Source organism: Pseudomonas brassicacearum, assembly GCF_003732265.1.
GTDB lineage: Bacteria > Pseudomonadota > Gammaproteobacteria > Pseudomonadales > Pseudomonadaceae > Aquipseudomonas > Aquipseudomonas brassicacearum_D.
Genome location: NZ_MOBK01000001.1, coordinates 43,171 through 64,553 on the forward strand (window position 1 = coordinate 43,171; position 21,383 = coordinate 64,553).

The 21,383-nt window shown below is 56.8% G+C and carries 19 protein-coding genes and 1 pseudogene; 2 read left to right on the forward strand and 18 right to left on the reverse strand.

Features of this window, described 5'->3' with window-relative positions; genetic code table 11:
- Nucleotides 1-4: 4 nt before the first annotated feature.
- A complete protein-coding gene (eco, locus tag BK660_RS00205) occupies nucleotides 5-487 on the reverse strand; it encodes a serine protease inhibitor ecotin (RefSeq protein WP_123431535.1) in 483 nt (160 codons plus the stop codon).
- Between the two features lie 283 nt (nucleotides 488-770).
- On the opposite strand from eco, the gene BK660_RS00210 reads away from it, so the two are divergent.
- Nucleotides 771-1,031, forward strand: a complete 261-nt coding sequence (locus BK660_RS00210; protein ID WP_123431536.1) for a DUF1652 domain-containing protein — start codon at nucleotides 771-773, stop codon at nucleotides 1,029-1,031.
- Here BK660_RS00210 and BK660_RS00215 read toward each other — a convergent pair.
- Nucleotides 1,028-1,423 carry a hypothetical protein gene (locus tag BK660_RS00215; protein WP_123431537.1) on the reverse strand — a complete coding sequence of 132 codons (396 nt, stop codon included), beginning with the start codon at nucleotides 1,421-1,423 and terminating at the stop codon, nucleotides 1,028-1,030. The genes BK660_RS00210 and BK660_RS00215 overlap by 4 nt on opposite strands.
- Nucleotides 1,424-1,513: 90 nt before the next feature.
- On the reverse strand, nucleotides 1,514-1,780 hold the full coding sequence (locus tag BK660_RS00220) for a DUF2790 domain-containing protein (RefSeq protein WP_123431538.1): 267 nt from the start codon (nucleotides 1,778-1,780) through the stop codon (nucleotides 1,514-1,516).
- Between the two features lie 504 nt (nucleotides 1,781-2,284).
- On the opposite strand from BK660_RS00220, the gene BK660_RS00225 reads away from it, so the two are divergent.
- Nucleotides 2,285-2,581 carry a hypothetical protein gene (locus BK660_RS00225; protein ID WP_027923548.1) on the forward strand — a complete coding sequence of 99 codons (297 nt, stop codon included), beginning with the start codon at nucleotides 2,285-2,287 and terminating at the stop codon, nucleotides 2,579-2,581.
- A gap of 147 nt (nucleotides 2,582-2,728) precedes the next feature.
- On the opposite strand, the pseudogene BK660_RS00230 reads toward BK660_RS00225, so the two are convergent.
- The 15 genes and pseudogenes from BK660_RS00230 to BK660_RS00300 all read right to left on the reverse strand — a co-directional run bounded on the left by BK660_RS00230 (nucleotide 2,729) and on the right by BK660_RS00300 (nucleotide 21,345).
- Nucleotides 2,729-3,382: pseudogene (locus tag BK660_RS00230) on the reverse strand (DUF2931 family protein).
- Nucleotides 3,382-4,053 carry a DUF2931 family protein gene (locus tag BK660_RS00235; protein WP_123431539.1) on the reverse strand — a complete coding sequence of 224 codons (672 nt, stop codon included), beginning with the start codon at nucleotides 4,051-4,053 and terminating at the stop codon, nucleotides 3,382-3,384. Before BK660_RS00235 ends, BK660_RS00230 begins: the two are co-directional and overlap by 1 nt.
- A 21-nt stretch (nucleotides 4,054-4,074) precedes the next feature.
- The gene (locus tag BK660_RS00240) at nucleotides 4,075-4,725 is read right to left on the reverse strand and encodes a DUF2931 family protein (protein ID WP_123431540.1); all 651 of its coding nucleotides are present in this window, start codon (nucleotides 4,723-4,725) and stop codon (nucleotides 4,075-4,077) included.
- A gap of 18 nt (nucleotides 4,726-4,743) precedes the next feature.
- Complete coding sequence (locus BK660_RS00245; RefSeq protein WP_123431541.1) at nucleotides 4,744-5,397, reverse strand: DUF2931 family protein; 654 nt, start codon at nucleotides 5,395-5,397, stop codon at nucleotides 4,744-4,746.
- Nucleotides 5,390-8,890 (reverse strand): type VI secretion system tip protein TssI/VgrG, encoded by a 3,501-nt coding sequence (gene tssI / locus BK660_RS00250; RefSeq protein ID WP_123431542.1) that lies wholly within the window; start codon nucleotides 8,888-8,890, stop codon nucleotides 5,390-5,392. The genes BK660_RS00245 and tssI overlap by 8 nt, the downstream gene beginning before the upstream one ends.
- Nucleotides 8,891-9,210: 320 nt before the next feature.
- Nucleotides 9,211-10,155 carry a carbohydrate kinase family protein gene (locus BK660_RS00255; RefSeq protein ID WP_123431543.1) on the reverse strand — a complete coding sequence of 315 codons (945 nt, stop codon included), beginning with the start codon at nucleotides 10,153-10,155 and terminating at the stop codon, nucleotides 9,211-9,213.
- A gap of 13 nt (nucleotides 10,156-10,168) precedes the next feature.
- Entirely contained in the window at nucleotides 10,169-11,665 is a 1,497-nt protein-coding gene (gene xylB / locus BK660_RS00260) for a xylulokinase (protein ID WP_123431544.1), read from the reverse strand.
- Between the two features lie 158 nt (nucleotides 11,666-11,823).
- Nucleotides 11,824-13,296, reverse strand: coding sequence for a mannitol dehydrogenase family protein (locus tag BK660_RS00265; protein WP_123431545.1), 1,473 nt, complete (start codon nucleotides 13,294-13,296; stop codon nucleotides 11,824-11,826).
- 15 nt (nucleotides 13,297-13,311) lie between these two features.
- On the reverse strand, nucleotides 13,312-14,415 hold the full coding sequence (locus BK660_RS00270) for an ABC transporter ATP-binding protein (protein ID WP_123431546.1): 1,104 nt from the start codon (nucleotides 14,413-14,415) through the stop codon (nucleotides 13,312-13,314).
- A gap of 33 nt (nucleotides 14,416-14,448) precedes the next feature.
- Nucleotides 14,449-15,279 carry a carbohydrate ABC transporter permease gene (locus BK660_RS00275; protein WP_123431547.1) on the reverse strand — a complete coding sequence of 277 codons (831 nt, stop codon included), beginning with the start codon at nucleotides 15,277-15,279 and terminating at the stop codon, nucleotides 14,449-14,451.
- Nucleotides 15,280-15,289: 10 nt separating this feature from the next.
- Nucleotides 15,290-16,189 carry a carbohydrate ABC transporter permease gene (locus BK660_RS00280; protein ID WP_228758773.1) on the reverse strand — a complete coding sequence of 300 codons (900 nt, stop codon included), beginning with the start codon at nucleotides 16,187-16,189 and terminating at the stop codon, nucleotides 15,290-15,292.
- Between the two features lie 236 nt (nucleotides 16,190-16,425).
- Nucleotides 16,426-17,736, reverse strand: a complete 1,311-nt coding sequence (locus tag BK660_RS00285) for an ABC transporter substrate-binding protein (protein WP_123431548.1) — start codon at nucleotides 17,734-17,736, stop codon at nucleotides 16,426-16,428.
- A 247-nt stretch (nucleotides 17,737-17,983) separates the two neighbouring features.
- Entirely contained in the window at nucleotides 17,984-18,889 is a 906-nt protein-coding gene (locus BK660_RS00290; protein ID WP_123431549.1) for an AraC family transcriptional regulator, read from the reverse strand.
- A gap of 79 nt (nucleotides 18,890-18,968) precedes the next feature.
- Nucleotides 18,969-19,850, reverse strand: coding sequence for a phosphatidylinositol-specific phospholipase C domain-containing protein (locus BK660_RS00295; protein ID WP_123431550.1), 882 nt, complete (start codon nucleotides 19,848-19,850; stop codon nucleotides 18,969-18,971).
- A 199-nt stretch (nucleotides 19,851-20,049) separates the two neighbouring features.
- Complete coding sequence (locus tag BK660_RS00300) at nucleotides 20,050-21,345, reverse strand: glycosyltransferase (RefSeq protein ID WP_123431551.1); 1,296 nt, start codon at nucleotides 21,343-21,345, stop codon at nucleotides 20,050-20,052.
- Nucleotides 21,346-21,383 lie beyond the last annotated feature (38 nt).

Genomic DNA, 21,383 nt, shown 5'->3' on the forward strand with positions numbered 1-21,383 from the left:
GGTGTTATTCCTGAACGGCTTTCTCGACCTTGCTCGATGCAGACCAGATGCGATAGCGGACTTCGATGTCTTTAGGCACGTAAAGCACGATCGGCAGCTTGCTGTTGTACCGCAGCAAGAAGCCGTCGCCGACCACCGGTACGAAGTCTTTTTTGCTCTTGCCATCCGGGCAGGCCATCAGCGTGCTCATCGGGCCGATGACTGTTTCCAGTCGGTAGAACGGATAGCCCCAACCCTCTAGGTTTTTCTCTTCCAGCATCCCGCCAAGACGCTGGCGATTGCAGTCCACGGTCAAGGTTTTACCGGCGAGGATTTCGACCTGGAAGTCGTCTTCTTTCGTTTGCGGGGCGAGGTGAATGACCTGGCGGGTAAAACCGCTTTCAGGCTTGGGGAAGGGGGCGACGGTTTCCAGTGTTGCGGCGTGAGCGATGGTCGACAGCCCGGCAACCACTAGTCCGACAGTCGTGGTAAAGGTCAAAGAACCCATGATGCCTCCTTGCGTGTATTCAATTGGTGGCGCCATTCTTACTGCGCTCAGGCCCCAATGCAAACCCGGCACTGTCAGACCGTAATTTGCAACGCCTTCCAGACCCCTTCATGCAAATTGCACGGTAGTTTCATTAAGTCTTGCGGCTAAATCATTGATTTGCCGATGAACTGCACGGCGAAATCCAAGGCATGTTTTATGCTTCAGTTGCTCTTAATCTGGCCGGACTGCACATGAGCCAGCGTCGATTGTTGATTGGCTGTCTCACAAAGGAGGGGTCGCCATGTTTCTTTCTGCCTTGGAACTTCGCAACATCATCGAAAACAGCTTTTTGCCCAAACGTTGCCAATGTACGCTGTCCCCGGATTTATTGATGACGATAAAAGTGTACGCCGACGGTCAGACCGATCGGCTGGATCTGCACGTGACCGGGATTGATGCCAAGGGGCTGAATGGCTGCCGGGAAATCAACGAATTGATCGCCGGGCTGCGCACCAGGAAACATCCTGAGCTCTTTTCTCCACATCGGGCGAGGGCGCTTTAGCGCACAGTTTCGAGTTCCACCGACAGGCGCCGGGCCTGAAGAAATCCCAGGCCTAGCGCCAGCTCCACCAATACCGCCAGCAAAATGCCCGGCCCGGTATGGCCGTTGAGCCATTCGCCGAAACCCAGTGCCGCCAGACCGAAACAGCCGACCATAAAACCGCTGCTTAATGCGCTGCGGATGACCGAGGGTGGCTCGTTTCGAACCCAATAAAAGATCAACCCCAACGCCGCGAACACCACCGCGATGCGCCGTGAAACAACGCCTGTCGCCGAGGAGTATTCAATGCCCCAAATCGCCAGCAGCCAGTCCGGCATCAAACCCCAGACCAGCGCCAGCGCCAGACACAGGGCGGCGGTGAATATCGATAACGTGCGAAATGACAACTGCATAGCGAATCCTTGCGGCAGTGAGGGAGGCGCTAGAGCATAACGCCAGAACCCTCACAGCAAAACCGCCAGGTTTCGAATCAGACCTTTCCGTCAGTTTTGCAAACTGCACGCGTCGGAAAGTTTCCTGTAACTGATTTCTTCAGGCTTGCCCGACGTGTCGATGTACTTCATGTCTGCGGTAATCACTTTGCATTCATTGGTCGTAGGCTCTGTCAGCGCCACGACTTTGCCGACATTGAGCGGCATGCCGTAGTGATAGGGCGTGGCTTTGGACGTGGACGTGTCGTTGGCCTGAGCAAGCCCGGCATACGCGGTGCAGGCGAGGGCAGAGGCAAGGAGCAGCATGCGAGTGTTCATGTGACGATCTCCAGTGCAGACGGAAGTTAGTTCGACGATCAGCGTCAAACCTGCCGCACTGGGCATCAGAGGAGTCTGAGGGCGTGCGGTCCAGTAGAGTTTTGGACCGCGGCGTTAAGCGATGGTTAACCCGCCTGAACGCCGCCTGTCGCGAGGGGCGGTGTCTGACGGATGTTTCGTTAGGAAAGGGGGGACGGATTCTTCGGCCTGGTCCTACAGAGCCAGACGCCTTATCGACTTTCGCCTGATGGGGGGAGCGATTACTGTTTGGGCTCGCTGCAAAATCAGCGATCGGGTTTGGTCACCTGAAACAACGCACTTAAGTGTGCCATTATTCGCCCCGCGGACTTCTACGTCCTCATGTCGAGTAGTTATGGCGGCTGTGTGCCGGACGCTTTCGAGCGAGCCGATGGTTGTTTCGGTTGACCAAGCCTGTACACAGTCCGCCTCCCACCGTTTGGTCACGGTGTTTGCGGTTATTTTACAAACAACCGAGTAATTACTATGCCAACGTTCAAACCGTTTCCAGATCGCTATCGTCCACTCAACAGCGGCGTTACCGATTCAAGTCCTTTGCTGATCGACACCGAAGCCAACCCCCAAGACATATTCGAAGCTGGGTTACAGCGCGTACGAGCCTCTACCCAGCTACTTGAAACGCTTCATTGCCTATGTTTCAAACACAGCGATGTTCAAGATATTCCGCACATTACTCACGCGCTTTACTTGCTGACACAGGATGGGTTTGACCTGTTAGCGGTTGCGCAACAGCGAATGATGGGGTGGAAGGCGCCGGTCTGAGGCTGATCATTAAAAAATCCAGCGCATGTAGACGCTGGATTTTTTGTTGTCGATGGGAACTCAGCGTTCACGCTTAAGCATTATCGGCGCCAAGCCTGAATGCGCTTAAAGTGGTTTGTGAAAGTTCTTCAATCTGTTGCCGGTCTTTCACTTCCAAGAATCATAGGGCACACCAAACTCTTTGACATAAGCTTTGGATTCATCAGATAGAGAATCGTACTTGCCACCGGATTTCCCTTCATATGGGCCTCGCGGATCAATCACGCCTTTTACCCTGATTACCTCGATCGGAGAAAGGCATGACCCTCGTACCCAAACCTTGGCTATGCCACCGGGAGCCAAATTGATAACCAATGCGTTTCGGTAGTCTGTTATCCACTTGCCATCGGCAGCACAAAAAGCCTTTTCGCCCTTGCGCATGATCTCCTGAGTCGCCTCGGGTATGTTGATCACTATCTGATAAGTCTGGGGTTCGACCAAAGATTGCCAGCGGACATAGATTTTTTGGGGCAAATCCGCCCCAGTCACATTTTTACCTTTTCCAATGCCAGGTTTCTGAGGCTATCCTTTAGGGTCACCTGAATTGTTGGGAGGTCTCTGTATCGCAGCGGTGCCACTCATCGCACGGGGATACACCTGTTCCTTTACATCGACCACATCAGCTGACTCGATCCAAACCTCCATGTAATCGGGCGCCGAGAATCCCAAGTACCAGGATTTGTAAGGCATTGGCTCGCTGTTGGCGTATGTGCAACCACTGAGCAAAAATGCGCAAATCGTAGTTCGCAAGAAATTACTCATCAGGCTGCATTGGCTCTGTCACTTCCAGAATCATAGGGCACGCCAAATTTTTCGACGTAGGCTTTGGATTCATCGGAGAGTGAGTCGTACTCACCCCCTGATTTACCCTCATACGGGCCACGTGGGTCAATCACCGCTTTGACCGTTGTGACCTCGATCGGCGTCATGCATGGACCGCCAACCCAGACTTTGGCAATACCTCCGGGGACCAGCCTTATACCGATTGACTGACGATAGCCAGTGATCCATTTTCCATCGGCCGCGCAGAAAACCTTTTCACCCTTACGCATGATCTCCCGAGTAGCCTCAGGGATTTTAATCACCATCAGGTAGGTTTGAGGTTCGACCAGCGATTGCCAACGAACATAGATCTGTTTGGGCAAGTCGGCCCCTGTTACGTGCTTACCGCTGCCAATGGCCGCTCTTTTCGGCCAGCCTCGGGGATCGCCGGAATTGTCGGGAGGCTTTAGCATGGAGGCGACTCCACTCATCGCACGTGGGTATACGTGATGCTGAATATCGACCACGTCGGCGGTTTCGATCCAAACTTCCATGTAAGCGGGGGTCGAGAACCCCAAGTACCAGGATTTGTAAGGCATCGTCTCGCTGTTGGCGAATGTGCACCCGCTGAGCAGTAACGTGCAGATGGTTAATCGTAAGAACCTATTCATTAGAGTGCCATGGCTCTTTCTTTACCAAGAACCATATGGCACACCAAATTTTTCAATGTGAGCTTTTGATGCGGCGGAGGGCGGGTCGTATTGCCCGCCAGTCTTACCTTCATTCGGCCCACGTGGATCAACTTCAGCTTGTACCCGTGTGACCTCTATGGGTGGAAGACAAGGGCCGATTACCCATACTTTGGCGATGCCTCCAGGCGCAAGGCCTATGACCAATGCCTCGCGGTAATCTGTTATCGATTTACCATCAAAGGCGCAAAAAGCCTTTTCTTCCTTGCGCATGATCTTTCTGGTTGACTCGGGAATATCAATGGTCATTTGGTACGTTTGGGGCTCGACCAATGACTGCCAACGAACATAGAGTTGTTTTGGCAGGTCCGCTCGCAGAACATATTTGCCTTTCCCCCATCCAGGCTTTGCAGGCCAACCTTTAAGATCGCCAGTGCTGTTGGCAGGGCTCCGTATTGCAGCGTTACCGCTCATGGCACGGTTATAGACTTTCCCCTGAATATCTATAACGTCTACTGTTTCGATCCAGACCTCCATATAGTCAGGCACGAAAAAGCCCAGTCGCCAAGCATCATAAGGTAGTGGCCCGCTATAGGCAGATGTGCATCCAGTGAGCAAAAATGCGCAAATTGTAGTTCGCAAGAAACTACTCATATGAATGCTTTCGCGCTGTCACTTCCAAGAATCATAGGGCACACCAAATTTTTCGACGTAGGCTTTTGATTCATCGGAGATTGAGTCGTACTCACCGCCAGACTTACCTTCATAGGGACCACGTGGGTCAATCACCGCTTTTACCGTTGTGACCTCGATCGGCGTCATGCAAGGACCGCCTACCCAGACTCTGGCGATACCTCCAGGGACAAGTCTTATGGCTATTGCCTCACGATATCCGGTGATCCATTTTCCGTCGGCGGTGCAGAAAACGTTTTCGCCCTTGCGCATGATCTCCCTAGTCGCCTCGGGTATATTAATGACCATCTGATAAGTTTGCGGCTCAACCAGCGACTGCCAACGAACATAGATCTGTTTGGGCAAGTCTGCCCCTGTTACGTACTTACCTTTCCCCCAACCAGCTCTTTTTGGCCAGCCGCGGGGATCGCCGGAATTGTTGGGGGGAGTTAGTATTGAGGCGTTGCCGCTCATCGCACGTGGATATACCTGGCCCTGAATATCCACCACATCAGCCGACTCGATCCAGACCTCCATGTAGGCGGGGGCCGAGAATCCCAAACGCCAAGCTTTGTAAGGCATTGAATTGCTGTTAGCAGATGTATAGCCACTGATAAGTAAGGCGACAAGCGCAATACGTATAAAATTACTCATTTGGATGCACCGTGCGCACAGAGTTTTTGTCTGGCCGATTGATGAAAACGATATTCAGGTCACTATTATTTCGGCTTTTAGCAGCATTCCAGTTATCGGAGATATGAACATAGCGCTGGAAAAGCAGTTCCTCCTCCTGTGAGGTTAGCCCGGTCGTTTTTCTTTGCCCCTGGGCATAGGCCATTAATTTTTCGGAGATGGGGACCAGCTCTGCAGGTAACGCAAATCTTGGATTTTTCTCCGGGATATGTCCAAAAGGCACTCCATTTTCCACGGCCAGTTCGCGCATGATCCGTAAGTAGATCAAAGACAAATCGCTACGGACTTCGCGCTGGCTGCTAACCGCGGCGTAAACGTACTTCATGTTTTTGCTATTGTTTTTCTCTGTGGTACGAAATGGCACTTCCCACGTCCGGATTTCCAAAGAAAGGTTATATTGGGCCAGCTGATCTTGAAGTCGACGCAGGTCTTGTTGGGCACGTTTGTAACTGTTGGCTTCAACGAAAGATGTCCTCTCTTCGACCGCACTACTACGCGGTTTGCTGAGTAAAATCCGTTCGGATGCTTTAGGTAAGTAGCCACCACCCAAGTCCGAATGCACGCCAGGCAGGGAAATATCGGCCGCCCCAAGACTGTTGAGGGCAAAGTTATAGCGACGCTCATTTCGAGCGACCAATTGCACGACCTTTTTCGCTGCATCAGGTGCCAAAAATATATTGATTCCAGGGTTGTAAGCGTTATTACCATTCCAGTCCCCTACAAGCGGATTGGCAATGGCTGCGACAGTGTCGTAAACCCCTATAAAGTTTATGGAAACGTCGGAATGTGGTACCCAGCCAAAACTGTCAGCCAGTCCCTGTGATCCCGAAGGTAATGCTTTGGCGAGGATACTTTGGTTGCCCTTTAATACTTCATTTGCAAAGTCCCTTGCCGCTGCTGAGCCTCGACTGAACCCGAAAATATCGAACTCGATTTTCGCTACGCGCTTATCGGGATTGCTGTCCTGAAAGGCTTGGATAGCCTTAAGAATAAGTGAAGGTGTTTCTTCCACTCGTGTCCTTACGCCCTGCGGACCAATACCTGTGCCTTGCGAAAAAGTGGAGTCAGCTCCGGTGCTACTGGTACCAATTCCGTCCACATAAACAGGCACACTGGCCGTTTTTGCGTCGATGGGCAGAGTTTCATCCGTTTGGTCTATGTAAAGGTCATACAGCCTGGCCACGTTACTGACATCATTGCCATAACTGTTATCCGGGCTACTTCCCTTGCCGTCATAACCATGCGCCGCACAGAACTGACGAATATCCTCAGCCGATTCCTCCAAATTCACATCCGGCGCAAAGCAGCCAAACACCCGTTCACTGTTACTGCGGTTATTCCCCGTACCATCAAAGAACATCCCTATCCGCAAGATAATTTCTTCCTCCCCGACCTCTTCCTCTTCCTCTTCTTCCTCCAGCTCCTCCTCCTCAGCCGGACGTGCTGCCTTAGGCTCCAAATCCGCCACCGCATTAAACTTGCCAACCGGCGGAGCACTCAGCAGTTTCCCTGCTGCGGCCGCCGCTGCTGCACCCGGAATAATCGGCGGAAGAATCTTAATCCCGCTCCCCGAACCCGGCGCCCCACCCGAATTGGTCTTCACCTCAGCCCCACTGATCGTCACACCCCCGGCATCCACCTTGACGAAACTCCCGCCAGCCTTGGCCGTCAGTTCCATCCCGCCTTCAACCACGACCTTGTCGCCAGCGTTGTAGTGAATCTCTTCACCCGCCTCGACAAACTGCGCCGTGCCGACCTTCACATGCTGGGTCGCCGCCACCGTCAGGTGATCATCGGCCCGCGCTTCAGTCTTGCGGTCCAGGTGAGTGATGCGGTGTTCTTCAACCTTGAACTCGCTGAAGACATTGGCCTCGACCGTGTCGTGCCGCTCGTTGCCGATGCGGATTTTCTGGTCGTGTTCGATGTTTTCATCCCAGTCGCGCTGGGCGTGGAGGTAGATCTGTTCCGCGCCTTTTTTGTCTTCGATGCGAAATTCGTTGTAGCCCTTGCCGCCCGGTGAGCTGAGGGTCTTGAAGGTGCTGCGGGTTTTGTTTGCCGGCAGGTCGTAGGGGACGACGTTTTCCTTGTGGTACAGGCAGCCGGTGACCAATGGCTGGTCGGGGTCGCCTTCGAGGAAGGTGACGAGCACTTCCATGCCGACGCGCGGGATGGCGATGCCGCCGTAGGCACTGCCGGCCCAACCGGTGGCGACGCGTAGCCAGCAGCTGGTTTTGTCGTTGGCCTGGCCGTCGCGGTCCCAGAAGAATTGCACTTTGACGCGACCGTATTCGTCGCAATGGATTTCTTCGCCCGGCGGGCCGGTGACGATGGCGGTCTGGCTGCCGAGGACTTGCGGTTTCGGGTGTTCGAGGGCAGGGCGGTAGTGCGCGTCCCACTGCGTGGCGAGGAAGCGGTTGCGGTAGCCCTGGTGGAAATCGTCTTTGTTGTGGGTGACGTCGCTGGTGATGTTCTCGCCGAGCACTTGCGGCTGTTTGCCTTCGTGGACCACTTCCAGCAGCAGCCAGAGATCGTTCCATTCGCTGCGCGGGTGTTCGCTGAGGGCCATGAAGTGGCCGCTGACCAACGTCGGTTCGTCACCTTTGCCTTCAGCGAGTTTGTAGTCGCTGCGATGGCGTTCCAGCGCACGGGTCGCCAGTTGTTTACCGCGTTCGCGCGTGAGAAAGAGGCCGGGGTAATCGTAGTCTTCGAGGTCCGGGGCGACGCCGCTCTTGGCGGCGCCTTCGGGCAGGATGCGTGGCTTTTCAAAGTCGTAGTCGCGGCGGCTGACGCGGCTGGTGCGGGTTTCCAGGCGCAGGTTGAAGCGTTTGATCACCGGTTTCTCGGCGGCCATGCCGGAGTCTTGCTGGTAGGCCACGGGCGCGAGTTTGCGGAACACGGTCTGATCGTCGCCGAACACCAGTTTGTGGCCGCTGGCGCTGTGCTGGAAGTGGAAGTGAATGCCTTCTTCTTCGCACAGGCGCTGGATGAAATGCAGGTCGGATTCGTCGTACTGCACGCAATAGTCGCGGTCCGGGTAAACCGCGCCGAGCTGAAAACTGTAGGCGTCCGCGAGGATGCCGCGCGCTTCCAGGACCTGCGCGATGATCTTCGGCACGCTTAACTGCTGGAAGATTTGCTGGTCGTGGTTGTGGCGCAGGTAGGCCAGTTGCGGGCACAGACTGATGCTGTAGCGGGTCAGTTTTTTACCCGAGTCGCCTTGCTCGATGCGATAGACCAGGCCGTGGATGATGCCTTTGCCGGTAGCGCCGAAAGTCAGGCAACCGGGTTTGTGCAGGATGTCTTCGAGTTTCAGGTCGGGGCGGGCGCTGACCAGTTCGATGTCGAAACAGAACGGCTGGTTGAGGGCTTCACGGCCGACGAAACTGAGGACTTGCAGGTCGGCGGAAACACCTTCCAGCGTGAGGGAAATATGGGTTGCGTTAGCGTCCAGCATGCCTTGAATTCCGTCCTTTGGATAAGCTGGGGCGGATGGTGCAGGATTAAACCGCCTCGTTCAAGGCGCAAATGGCGTAGGCGCGGGGGGCTTGGGGTATCGGGAAAACCCTTAGTGGCACGGTTTTGGCCAGTGAATTCGGGGGGATACATCACTTGATGTGCCGCTCTTGAAGTGGTGAATGGCTGGCATTTGCGGTGTAAGTGATACCGCCTTCGCGAGCAAGCCCGCTCCCACATTGGATCTCCAGTAAACACAGATATTGTGTTCGGTGATTATCAAATGTGGGAGCGGGCTTGCTCGCGAAGGGGCCATTAGCCTCAGAGAAGATCCAACTGATGCCGATACGGCAAATCCGGCCCGGTCTTGCTGCACGTCAACGCCGCCGCCTGCACCGCGAACTTCAACATCCCGTCAATCTGCTCACGGCCGAGCGATTGCACACCTTCCACCGAATCCAGCTGTTGCTCAGTCAACCAGGTAATCAACGCCGCCTGAAAGGTATCGCCAGCCCCCACCGTGTCGGCAATCTTCACCGAATTGGCCGGCACCGACCAAGAACCATGAACCCGGCTAAATACCGTCGCACCTTCGCCACCACGGGTCAGGAACACCAACTGACAGCGATGCTGCAGCCAGCCTTCGATCACGCGCTGCGGGTCCTGCTCGGGATACAACAGGCTCAAATCCTCATCGCTGACTTTGATAAGGTCCGCAAATTCAACCAGCGTCGCGATCCGCGAACGCCACAGGTCGATGTTCGGCTCAGGATTGAGCCGCACGTTCGGGTCGAGGCTGATCAGGCGTTTACCGCTTTCGCGCTGCACCAGCGCCAGTAACGTGTCGGCAATCGGTTGCACCACCAGCGAGAACGAACCGATGTGCAAACCGCGCACATCAGCCCCCAGTTCTGGCAGGTGTTCCGGTTTCAGCTGACGGTCCGCGCAGCCTTCACCTCGGAAGCTGTAATGCGGCGAGCCGTTGGCGCCCACTGCAACCATCGCCAATGTCGTCGGTGCGGCGAAGTCCACGAGGAAGTCCTGGCGCACGCCTTCGTCCTTCAGCACTTGCTGCAAACGCCGGCCGAGGTAGTCGGTGGACAGTCCGGCAAACAGCGCCGAGTCCACGCCCAAACGGCGCAAACCGACTGCGACGTTGAACGGCGAGCCGCCGGCAATCGCCTTGAAATTTACTTTGGAAGCCAGGCCGCTGGCATCTTCTTCGCTGAAGAAATCGAACAGCGCTTCGCCACACACCAAATACATAATTGTTCACTCTTTAAAGGGTTGCGACATGCTGTTGATAGCGTTCGTAGGCCTGCTGACAGGCCGCTACATGCTCTGTAATCGGCAAGGTTTCGCTGGCCAGGTCGAGTTTGACGCAGCGCTCGCACAGGTCCGCCAGACTGTCTTCCTGGCCGTTTTCCCAGGACCTGCACCACGCCGCCTGAATCGCCGCGCCGAGGGCGGCGGCTTCGCTTTGTTCGGTGCAGATCACGGGTGTATTCATGATGTCGGCGACGATCTGTCGCCACACCGGACTCTTCGAGCCGCCGCCGATCAGGCAGATGCTGCGGCTTTGTAAGCCATTCTGGCGCAACAGGTCCAGCCCATAACGCAAACCGAAGGTCGTGCCTTCCACCACCGCGCGGCACAGGTTGGCCTGCGTCAGGTTGGTCATCGTCAGCCCCAGCAGGCTGCCGCTGGCATGGGGCAGGGCGGGGACGCGTTCACCGTTGAGAAAGGGCAGCATGCTCACGCCTTCGGCGCCAATGGGGGCTTGCGCGACTAAATCGTTGAACTGTTGGATATCCAGGTCGAACAACTCGCGAACAACACCCGTCGCATTGGTCAGGTTCATCGTGCAGATCAGCGGCAGCCAACCACCGCTAGAGGAACAGAAGGTTGCGACCGAGGCGTCCGCGCTGACTTTCGGTTGATCGGCATAAGCGTAAACGGTGCCCGACGAACCGAGGCTCATGGTGATCGCGCCGGGCTTGATGTTGCCAGTGCCGATTGCGCCCATCATGTTGTCGCCGCCGCCGCTTGAAACGAGCGCTTGCGGGTTGATGCCCAAGTGTTCGGCGATGCTCGGCAGGATCGTGCCGACGGCTTGATGGGCGTCGATCAATTCCGGCAAGGCCGCTTGCAGGCGCCCGCTGGGGTCGATGTCGCGCAGCAGTTGCAAGTCCCACTGGCGGCTGCGCACGTTGAAATACCCGGTGCCGGAGGCGTCGCCGTACTCGCTGCAACTGCGGCCGGTGAGCCAATAATTCAGGTAGTCGTGGGGCAGCAGTATGCGGGTGATTCGGGAAAAAACCTCGGGGTGCTGTTCTTTGGTCCAGAGCAGTTTGGACACGGTGTAGCCGGGTGCAATGACCACCCCGAGGCGCTCGAGTGAGCCTTTTTCACCGCCGAGGTGCTCCAGCAGGCGGTCGTTTTCAGGTGTGGATTCGGTGTCGCACCAGAGTTTGGCGGGGCGCAGGACCTGGCCCTGATCGTCGAGCAGGACCAAGCCGTGTTGCTGGCCGGAGACGCCGATGCCGAGGATGTGTTGGCCGTCGACGTTGGCGGCGAGCAAGGCGTTTCGGGTGGCGAGGGTGAAGGCTTCCAGCCACTGATTTGTGTCTTGCTCACGGCGGCCGTTGGCGCCGCTGATCAGGGGGTGGGCGGCGGCGCCCTGGCCCAGCACTTGTCCGCTGACTGCGTCGAGGACGATGGCTTTGGTGCCTTGGGTGCCGCAGTCGATGCCCAGGAATAGGTGTTGGTTTGGCATGTCAGGTCCTTGGTGTGTCAGGTCGATCTCGGTGAAACCATTCGCGAGCAAGCCCGCTCCCACATTCGATCGTTGTCGAACACAAACGCTGTATCCACTGAGAGTCTAATGTGGGAGCGGGCTTGCTCGCGAAGACGGTTGTCCATTCACCGCAGTACTCAGGCCAATACCCGCTCCAGCGTCCGCGTCACACCCACCTCCCGCAAGCTGTTACAGCACCACTCGAACGCCGCGACAAACCCGGCCGAATGCGGGATCGCCGTGCCAAAAATCTCCTCGACCGCCAGCAACCGCTGGGTAATCAACACATCATCCGCCACCAATCCCTGACAAAACGCCGCCCGTGGGTCCGGAATGGAATACGTATCACCGTTCTCATCCACCCCCTTCAAATACAGCGCCCACGCCGCCACCACCAGCGCCGCACGTTTGGTCTCGCGACCGTCGGCAATCAAGCGGTTGATCGTCGGAATGGTGAACTTGGGAAACTTCGACGAACCGTCCGAGCACACCCGCTCCAATTGATCGGCAATCGCCTGATTGGAGAAGCGTTCAACCAGTGTGTTTTTGTAGTCGGTCAGGTCAATCCCCGGCACCGGCGACAGTTGCGGGGTCACGTCCAGGTCCATGTAAGCCCGCATGTAGCGCACGAACAGCGGGTCGTTCATGGTTTCGTGAACGAAGCGATATCCCTTCAAGAATCCGAGATACGTCAGCGCCAGATGGCTGCCATTGAGCAGCTTGATCTTCATTTCTTCATAAGGCGTGACGTCATCCGTGAATTGCACACCGACCTTTTCCCAAGCAGGGCGACCGTTGACGAATTTGTCTTCCAGCACCCATTGCACAAACGGTTCGCAAACCACCGGCCAGGCATCGTCAACCGCGTGTTTGTCGGCCAGTTGCAGACGATGTTCGGTGCTGGTCATCGGCGTGATGCGGTCGACCATGGCGTTGGGGAAGCTGACGTTGCGGTCGATCCAGTCGCACAGATCGGCATCGCGCAACGCGGCGAAGGCCAATAGCGCCTTGCGGGTCACCGCGCCGTTGTGCGGCAGGTTATCGCAGGACATCAAGGTGAACGCCGGGGTGCCGGCAGCGCGCCGTTTGGCCAGCGCGGCGCAGAGGAAACCGAACACGGTTCTCGGTGCATTCGGGTGCGCCAGATCGTGCTGGATTTGCGGCAAGTGCGCCATGAACTCGCCGTTGCTGTCATCGATGCAGTAACCGCCCTCGGTGATGGTCAGCGAGACGATGCGGATCTCGGAGCTGGCGAGTTTGTCGATCAGCGCGGCCGCGCCGTCTTCCGCCAGCAGCATGTCGCGAATGGCACCGATGACTCGGACTTCGGTGTCATCGGTGTCGCCGAGCTCGAACAGGGTGAACAGGTAGTCCTGCTCTTTGAGATCTTCCCGGGCGCGGCGGTCTTCGGCGCGCAGGCCGACCCCGCAAATCGCCCAGTCCAGGCCTTCGCCAGTGTTCATCAACGCGTCGGTGTAATACGCCTGATGGGCGCGGTGAAAACCACCGACGCCAATGTGCGCGATGCCTTGGCGCGTATCGCTCAGGGCGTAGGCGGGCAGGACCACCTCGGGATTGAGGTGGTGGAGATTCTGTTTATTGAGTTTCATCACATAGTCTCGATATCAGGCCGCAGCGCGCAACGGACGGGTCAACGCCACGCCGTCGGCATCGAATAAATGGCAGTGTTCCGCGTCCAGGTGCAGGCTCAGCGTCTCGCCATAACGGCTGGCAAGGTCGCCACGAACACGCATGGTCAGCGCTTCGCCGGAGGAGGTCACGACGTGGCAGAAGGTGTCGCTGCCCAGGCGTTCGCTGACATCGGCGGTGACCTGCAATGTGCAGTCGCCGGGTTGTGCCAGTTCCAGGTGCTCCGGACGAATGCCCAAGGTCACTGCGCCACCGAGGCTCAGGTTGGCGCCGGTCAACGGCAAGGTGATGCGAGCACCGGCGTCGAGCAGCACTTCACAGCTTTGGCTGTCGATGCGAGTGACGTTGCCCTTGAGGAAGCCCATTTTCGGCGTGCCCAGGAAGCCGGCGACAAACAGGTTGGCCGGTTGGTGATACAGGTCCAGCGGCGAGCCGACCTGTTCGATTTTGCCGCCGTTGAGCACCACCACTTTGTCAGCCATGGTCATGGCTTCGACCTGATCGTGGGTCACGTAAATCATCGTCGCTTTAAGCTCTTTGTGCAGTCGCAGCAGTTCAAGGCGCATCTGCACCCGCAGGGCGGCGTCGAGGTTGGACAGCGGTTCGTCAAACAGGAAGATTTTCGGGTTGCGCACAATCGCCCGGCCGATGGCCACGCGCTGACGCTGGCCGCCAGACAGTTGTTTCGGTTTGCGCTCCAGCATCGGCCCCAGTTCAAGGATGCGCGCCGCTTCGCCGACTTTCTTCTCGACTTCCGCTTTCGGCACGCCCGCCAGATCGAGGGCGAACGACATGTTCTTTTTCACGGTCATGTGCGGGTACAGGGCGTAGGTCTGGAACACCATCGCCAGGTCGCGCTTGGCCGGGCTGACTTCGGTGATGTCGCGGCCATCGAGCTCGATGGTGCCGCCGCTGACTTCTTCCAGTCCGGCGATCAGGCGCAGCAGGGTGGATTTGCCGCACCCCGACGGGCCGACGAACACCACGAATTCCTTGTCGTTCACTTCCAGGTCGATACCTTTGATGATGGAAAAGCCTTCGAAGCCTTTTTGCAGATTCTTGATTTTCAGGTTGGCCATGGTGGCGCTCCTTTTATGCTTATTCTTTGAGGGCTATTTCACGGCGCCAAACGACAGGCCGCGGACCAATTGTTTCTGGCTGATCCAGCCGAAGATCAGGATCGGCGCGCAGGCCAGCGTCGACACCGCCGACAACTTGGCCCAGAACAAGCCTTCAGGGCTTGAGTAGGAGGCAATCAATGCGGTCAGCGGTGCGGCTTTGGATGAGGTCAGGTTCAAGGACCAGAACGCCTCGTTCCAGCACAGGATCAGCGACAGCAAAACGGTGGAAGCCAAGCCTCCCTTGGCGATCGGCAACAGTACCCGGACCATTTCCTGCCACAGCGTGGCACCGTCGAGGCGCGCGGCTTCGAGGATGTCTTTGGGGATGTCTTTGAAGTAGGTGTAAATCATCCAGACCACAATCGGCAGGTTGATCAGCGTGTAGATCACGATCAGCGCGATGCGCGTGTCGAGCAGGCCAAAGGTCTTGGCCAGCAGGTAGATCGGCATCAACACGCCCACTGGCGGCAGCATCTTGGTGGAGAGCATCCACAGCAGCGTGCCTTTGGTGCGTTGGGTTTCGTAGAACGCCATGGAGTAGGCCGCCGGCACGGCGATCAGCAGGCACAACGCCGTGGCGCTGAAGGAAATCACCACCGAGTTCCAGGCGAAGCTGAAGTAATCGCTGCGCTCGTTGATGTGCAGGTAGTTCTCCAGCGTTGGCGTGAAGATGAACTGCGGTGGCGTGGCGAAGGCGTCGATTTCGGTTTTAAAACTGGTCAGCACCATCCAGAAAATCGGGAAGAAAATCAGGATGGCGATGGCCCAGGCCAGCGTGCCGAGCAACAGGCTTTGCAGGCGACGGGATTGTTGAAGGGTCATGGCGCAGGCCTCAGGCTTTGTCTGTCAGGTTTTTGCCGATCATGCGCACCAGCACGATGGCCGCGATGTTGGCAATCACCACCGCGATCAAGCCACCGGCAGATGCCATGCCGACGTCGAACTGCACCAGCGCCTGGTTGTAGATCAGGTAGGCGAGGTTGGTCGAGGCGTAGCCGGGGCCGCCGTTGGTGGTGGTGAAGATTTCGGCGAACACCGAGAGCAGGAAGATGGTTTCGATCATCACCACCACCGCAATTGGCCGCGCCAGGTGCGGCAGGGTCAGGTGCCAGAAGATGGCGACAGGCCCGGCGCCGTCGAGGCGTGCGGCTTCCTTCTGTTCCTGGTCGAGGGACTGCATGGCGGTCATCAGGATCAGGATCGCGAACGGCAGCCATTGCCAGGACACAATGATGATGATCGACAACAGCGGGTAGTGCGCCAGCCAGTCCACCGGTTGCGCGCCGAACAGTTTCCAGACGTAGGCGAGAATCCCTGACACCGGATGGAAAATCAGGTTCTTCCAGATCAACGCACCGACGGTGGGCATGATGAAGAACGGCGAGATCAACATGACCCGGACGATGCCGCGCCCCATGAATTCACTGGCTTCTAGCAGCGCACTGATCAGCACGCCGAACACCACGCTGATCAGCAGCACGCTGCCCACCAGCAACAAGGTGTTGGTCGCACCAGGGAGGAAACCGGAATCGGTCAGGAAGTAGGTAAAGTTCTCCAGCCCGACGAACTCGTTTTCACCCGGATTGAGCAGGTTGTAGCGAATGGTCGAGAAGTAGACGGTCATGCCCAGCGGCACGATCATCCACAGCAGCAACAGTGCCACCGAAGGACTGACCAGAAACCAGCCGGGGTTGGCCAACCGGCTTTTGCGCACCGGTTGGGGAATGTCCATGTGAGCGTTGGCAGTTGAAATATTCATGGCATTAAACCGATTAGGAACAGACAGACGAAGATCGAAATGTGGGAGCGGGTTTGCTCGCGAAAGCGGTGTTCTGGTCGCTGAAGAAGCATCGGATGTACCGGCTTCTTCGCGAGCAAGCCCGCTCCCACATTTGATTGCGTTAAACCTGTAGGAGCGAGGCTTGCCCGCGATGGGGGCAACCCGGTGTCCCGACAATCAGGACATGGTTACTTGGGATAACCGGCGCGCTTCATCTCGCGTTCGGTGGTTTGCTGGGCCGCGGTCAGCGCTTGATCGACCGTGGTTTGCCCAATCAGCGCCGCCGAGAACGACTTGCCCACCTGGGTGCCAATGCCCTGGAACTCAGGAATGGTCACCAACTGAATGCCGATGTAAGGCACGGGCTTGAGCGTCGGTTTGCTTGGGTCTGCCGCTTTGAGCGATTCCAGCGTGACCTTGGCGAACGGCGCGGCATTCATGTAGGCCTCGCTGTAGGTGGAGGCGCGAGTGCCAGGCGGCACGTTGGCGATGCCGTCTTTTTCCGCGACCAGCGCGCCGTATTCCTTGGATGTGGCCCAGGCACTGAAGGTTTTAGCGGCGTCCTTGGCCTTGGAACTGGTCGGGATCGCCAGCGCCCAGGAATAGAGCCACGCCGAACCCTTGTCGGTGGTTTCGTGCGGGGCGTAGGTGAAGCCAACGTGGTCGGCCACTTTGCTTTGGGTTTTGTCGGTAACGAAAGAACCGGCGACGCTGGCATCGACCCAGATCGCGCACTTGCCGCTGTTGAACAGCGCCAGGTTTTCGTTGAAACCGTTGCTGGAAGCGCCCGGCGGACCGGATTGCTTCATGGTCTCGACATAGAAGTTCAAGGCGTTTTTCCACTCTGGACCGGTGAATTCCGGCTGCCACTTCTCATCAAACCAGCGCGCGCCATAGGCGTTGGCGACGGTGGTGATCAGTGCCATGTTCTCGCCCCAGCCGGCCTTGCCGCGCAGGCAGATACCGTACTGTTCTTTATCCTTGTTCGTGAGTTTGCTGGCGAATTCGCCGATCTGGGTCCAGGTCGGGCGCTCGGGCATGGTCAGCCCGGCCTCTTTGAACAGGTCGGTGCGGTAATAGGTGATCGAGCTTTCGGCGTAGAACGGCAAGGCGTACAGGGAACCCTTGACTGAAAGGCCCTCACGCACCGACGGGAAGACGTCGTCGAGGGCGTAAGACGCTGGCAAATCCTTCATTGGCTCCAGCCAGCCCTTGGCGCCCCAGAGTGCGGCTTCGTACATGCCGATGGTCAACACATCGAACTGTCCGCCCTGAGTGGCGATGTCAGTGGTGAGGCGTTGGCGCAGCACGTTTTCTTCCAGCACCACCCAATTGAGCTTGATGTCCGGGTGCTCGGCCTCGAAGGTTTTCGAGAGCTTTTGCATACGGATCATGTCGCTGTTGTTGACGGTGGCGATGGTCAGGGTCTGGGCGCCGAGACTGACGCTGCTGAGGGTCATGCAGGTGAGAGCAAGCAGAGCTTTGACAGAAGGTTGCATCGTGCACTCCTTTTCTGCGACCCAAGGGTTACAGAAGGACAGTTATTGTTTTTGTGTCTTCCTGCGGCAGGAAGAATGTGCACTGATTACAGCCCTCAATTGATGGTGTGACAAATCATCCATCGCACTTGGATCGATACTATTTTGCACTGGGCTTTAAAGCAGTAGACGTTGGGAAGGGCTTTTCAGCGCGCAGGCGCTATCGATTCCGTACAGGTTTCAGGCTGCAATACAGCCCCCTGTGGGATTAACCGAGATTTTGCTCAGTAAGACGCTGCACCGCCAGCCGCCGATAGTGCGACGGTGTCATGCCCTTGAGTTGCTGAAAACGCCGGTTGAAGTTGGAAATATTGTTGAAGCCCGACTCGAAACACACGTCGGTCACCGGTTTGTCGCCATCGGCCAGCAACTCACAGGATTTGCTGATGCGCAGACGATTGACGAACTCGATGAAGCAGCGCCCGGTGGCCTGCTTGAAGACGCGACTGAAGTAGGTCGGCTTCATGCCCAAATGCTCGGCGACTTCCTCGAGCGACAGCTCCCGGGCGTAGTGGGCGAAGATGTAGTCCACGGCCCGGTTGGTGCGATCGATATTGTGCTCATCGGCCAATTGCGGCGTCGTTGCACCAGACAGCAATTGAAAATCGTCGGAGGCCGCCAGCAGTTCCAGCAGAATGAAAAAGTGTCCCAGGCGGGTGACCCCTTTGGTGTCGGCAATGCGCTGCATCAGCGTCATGGCCTGGCGGATGGTGCGCTTGCAACGAAACTCGATGCCGTACTGTGCGCGCTCCAGCAGGGGTGAAAGGGTCTTGAGCTCGGCAAACACCTGATGGCCGCTTTCGAACAATTCGTCGGTGAAGTTGACCAGCATGTCGCGCTTGGGCACCACTTCGTCTTCCTCGACCTGGCTGATCCAGTTATGCGGAAGGTTGGGGCCAGTAAGGAACAACGTCTCCGGATAGAAGTTGCCGATGTAGTCGCCAATGAACACTTTGCCGGAGCTGGCGACAATCAGGTGCAGCTCGTATTCCTTATGAAAATGCCAGCGCACCAAAGGGCAGGGGAACCCGTGCTGACGGTAAATGATGGACAACCCATTATGGTCATCCATCAGTTCATAGGAGGGGTCTGTCACGCGGGCTGTTCGGGTCATGTCGGGGCGCTTTTCTTGTTATCGCTGCCGGATCATGCCCCTTTTGGCACCCGAGATGCCAGCCTGCAACGACTTTCGCCTATGCCGGCTCATGCAACCGGTGTCCGTAAACCGCCTTCATACTGGTTGCACTCCAGCAATAGCGGACAATGTCCGCCTCATCAAAGAAGTCGGTGCTGATGATGCTGCATCGGGTTACCCAATCGCGAGAGCTGTGGAACCAGTCGTTGATTTGGTTTTTTAAGTGTTGCGGGCCACCCAGCAGCGAATAGCAGGTCGCTGGTAACGACCAGAGGAAAGTCTCGTAAGGCGCTCCCGCGAGGGTGGTCTCAATGTGTGATTTCAGATCGCTGGAATCGGTGAATGCGTTGCCGTTCCACTTATGAGGAATCTGCGGCCAGAAATACTCATCGTCCAGTCCGGGTTTCGCCTGCGCCGCCAGGACGATACGGCGCTGCGAACTGGCACGCTTGAGCTGTTCCACGGTGCTGAATGCATCCGACCAGGGAATCAAGCGCGAACCCAGGCGACCCATCAGCAAACCATTGAATTGCTGGTAGTCGAAAATCCTTGGCCCATCTCCCAATTGATGGAAATCGAGGACGATGAATTCGTCCGGATTCTGAGTCAGGAATGTCGTCACCGCTTCGATCAGCTCATCAAGAATGCGGTGGGACTGAAAGCCGTTGTGATGAAAATAATAGACCGGTACTACCGGGCCGGCGGTACAGCCGAGCCGGATATCGAATGCCCGTGCGCCGTTGGCCAGTTGCCAGGCAAATGAATCGTTCTGGCACGTCGTCCAATTGCCGACCACTACCTCGTAGTTGGGTGCCTTCTTGTCCATCCCGGCGTTGTGCGTGCCGGGCCAGACAATATCGGTCAGCTTCAACCGGCCGATGTCCAGTACGTTGCTCATCCATTTCTGTTTGTCGAGTGCGGTTGTTGTGTTGTGGGTCATGACGTTTCCTTGTCGTTGATTCGCCCCATCCGTGGGGAGATTTCATGACCCAGCATAGAAGTGCCTTCCAGCATTGCCAGTCACGGAAACACTTGCACAAAAATAGCGGTTTGGTGGCACGGCAACCAAGGATTCCGCCGGCCGGTTTTTTTCAGGTTGCCAATTAAATGACTGACGAAAAATGATTATTGTGGGATTTTTACAGTGGGGTTTTATTCTTGGCTTCAATCCATTGAGCCATATACTGCGTACTTTTATGGTGGTGGTGACGCAGCATGCTGCCCGTGAAGTTATCTCTTCTAAGTTGCGTCAGGTTTTGCTGGCAGTACAACAATTTTTCGATCAATGCAGGGCCATGTTCAGACTGTTGATAACGATCGACCAACAACGTCCGCCCCTGAGATTGGGCCTCTATCCAAAGTGTTTCATCCTTGTACAGTCGAACCGCGCTATCGGCGAACGCCTGAGCTGTTTGGGTCACTGCGCCGGGCCACAGATGTTCGCCATGCATCGCTTCAGCACCGATTGGCGTCGTGACTGTAGGCGTGCCACACAACATCGCGTCGACGATCTTGCCTTTGATACCTGCACCGAATCGCAGCGGTGCCAGACACACCCGTGCCGCCGACATGACTTGCAAGGCATCTTCAGCCCAGTTCATGACATGAAAGCCCTGCGCCGGATTGTGCAAGGCCGTGGCCTTGGGCGGTGTGTAAGCGCCGTAGATATGCAACTGCGCCTTGGGCAATTGTTCGCGAATCAGTGGCCAGATAGCCGTTTTCATCCAGAGTACCGCGTCCCAGTTCGGCGCATGGCGAAAGTTGCCGATACTCAAAAAATGCGCCCGGTCTGCAAACGGCACCGGCGGCGCACTGGGCGGTTCAACCATCAGCGGGCACCAGTGCAACAGGTCGCGTGGCAGCTTGAACTGCTCGACCAGCAACTCGATTTCCACCTCGGAGATCATCAGGTTCAGGTCGCAACGATACAGCGCGGCAATCTCGCGTTTGGCCAGGTCCGCATCGGCCATCAACTCGAACTCTTCACGCAATGCCGGGGCAAATAACTCGGTGAAGTCATTGGCGTCATCACGGTCTTTCAATCGGTCTTTCAGTCGTTGATGCCGGGCATGACGCAGGCTTTGCAAATCGGAAGTTTCGAGCACACGTAACGCGTTGGGGCAGTGTTTTTCAACGCGCCAGCCGAACTGTTCTTCGATCATGAACTGATCGAACAGCACAATATCCGGCGCCAGCTCAGTGATGAACGCGTCGAAGCTGCTGTTGTTCAATTCGATGGCGACTTCACGGATACCCAGCGCCGTCAGGTCCGCCCGGTGTTCACCGGTGCCGGCCGGACTGCTGAAAGTGATGTCCCAGCCTTGCTGCAAGAACGTATCGAGGATCTGCATGACATGCCCGCTGGCCGCTGAAGAGCGGGGCTCGGGCCAAACGTAACCAACAACCAGAACTTTGGTTGCGCGGGGCTGACTCATTAACGGGTATTCCTTGGTGCGGGTAATGGAGAGGGGGA

Coding starts and splice junctions, on each gene's coding strand:
- BK660_RS00240 (WP_123431540.1), bottom strand. CDS start 4,725: ATGAGTAGTTTCTTGCGAACTACAATTTGCGCATTTTTGCTCACTGGA.
- tssI (WP_123431542.1), bottom strand. CDS start 8,890: ATGCTGGACGCTAACGCAACCCATATTTCCCTCACGCTGGAAGGTGTT.
- BK660_RS00275 (WP_123431547.1), bottom strand. CDS start 15,279: ATGACCCTTCAACAATCCCGTCGCCTGCAAAGCCTGTTGCTCGGCACG.
- BK660_RS00290 (WP_123431549.1), bottom strand. CDS start 18,889: ATGACCCGAACAGCCCGCGTGACAGACCCCTCCTATGAACTGATGGAT.
- BK660_RS00245 (WP_123431541.1), bottom strand. CDS start 5,397: ATGAGTAATTTTATACGTATTGCGCTTGTCGCCTTACTTATCAGTGGC.
- BK660_RS00215 (WP_123431537.1), bottom strand. CDS start 1,423: ATGCAGTTGTCATTTCGCACGTTATCGATATTCACCGCCGCCCTGTGT.
- BK660_RS00280 (WP_228758773.1), bottom strand. CDS start 16,189: ATGGACATTCCCCAACCGGTGCGCAAAAGCCGGTTGGCCAACCCCGGC.
- BK660_RS00210 (WP_123431536.1), top strand. CDS start 771: ATGTTTCTTTCTGCCTTGGAACTTCGCAACATCATCGAAAACAGCTTT.
- BK660_RS00265 (WP_123431545.1), bottom strand. CDS start 13,296: ATGAAACTCAATAAACAGAATCTCCACCACCTCAATCCCGAGGTGGTC.
- BK660_RS00285 (WP_123431548.1), bottom strand. CDS start 17,736: ATGCAACCTTCTGTCAAAGCTCTGCTTGCTCTCACCTGCATGACCCTC.
- BK660_RS00220 (WP_123431538.1), bottom strand. CDS start 1,780: ATGAACACTCGCATGCTGCTCCTTGCCTCTGCCCTCGCCTGCACCGCG.
- BK660_RS00255 (WP_123431543.1), bottom strand. CDS start 10,155: ATGTATTTGGTGTGTGGCGAAGCGCTGTTCGATTTCTTCAGCGAAGAA.
- BK660_RS00235 (WP_123431539.1), bottom strand. CDS start 4,053: ATGAATAGGTTCTTACGATTAACCATCTGCACGTTACTGCTCAGCGGG.
- eco (WP_123431535.1), bottom strand. CDS start 487: ATGGGTTCTTTGACCTTTACCACGACTGTCGGACTAGTGGTTGCCGGG.
- xylB (WP_123431544.1), bottom strand. CDS start 11,665: ATGCCAAACCAACACCTATTCCTGGGCATCGACTGCGGCACCCAAGGC.
- BK660_RS00295 (WP_123431550.1), bottom strand. CDS start 19,850: ATGACCCACAACACAACAACCGCACTCGACAAACAGAAATGGATGAGC.
- BK660_RS00225 (WP_027923548.1), top strand. CDS start 2,285: ATGCCAACGTTCAAACCGTTTCCAGATCGCTATCGTCCACTCAACAGC.
- BK660_RS00300 (WP_123431551.1), bottom strand. CDS start 21,345: ATGAGTCAGCCCCGCGCAACCAAAGTTCTGGTTGTTGGTTACGTTTGG.
- BK660_RS00270 (WP_123431546.1), bottom strand. CDS start 14,415: ATGGCCAACCTGAAAATCAAGAATCTGCAAAAAGGCTTCGAAGGCTTT.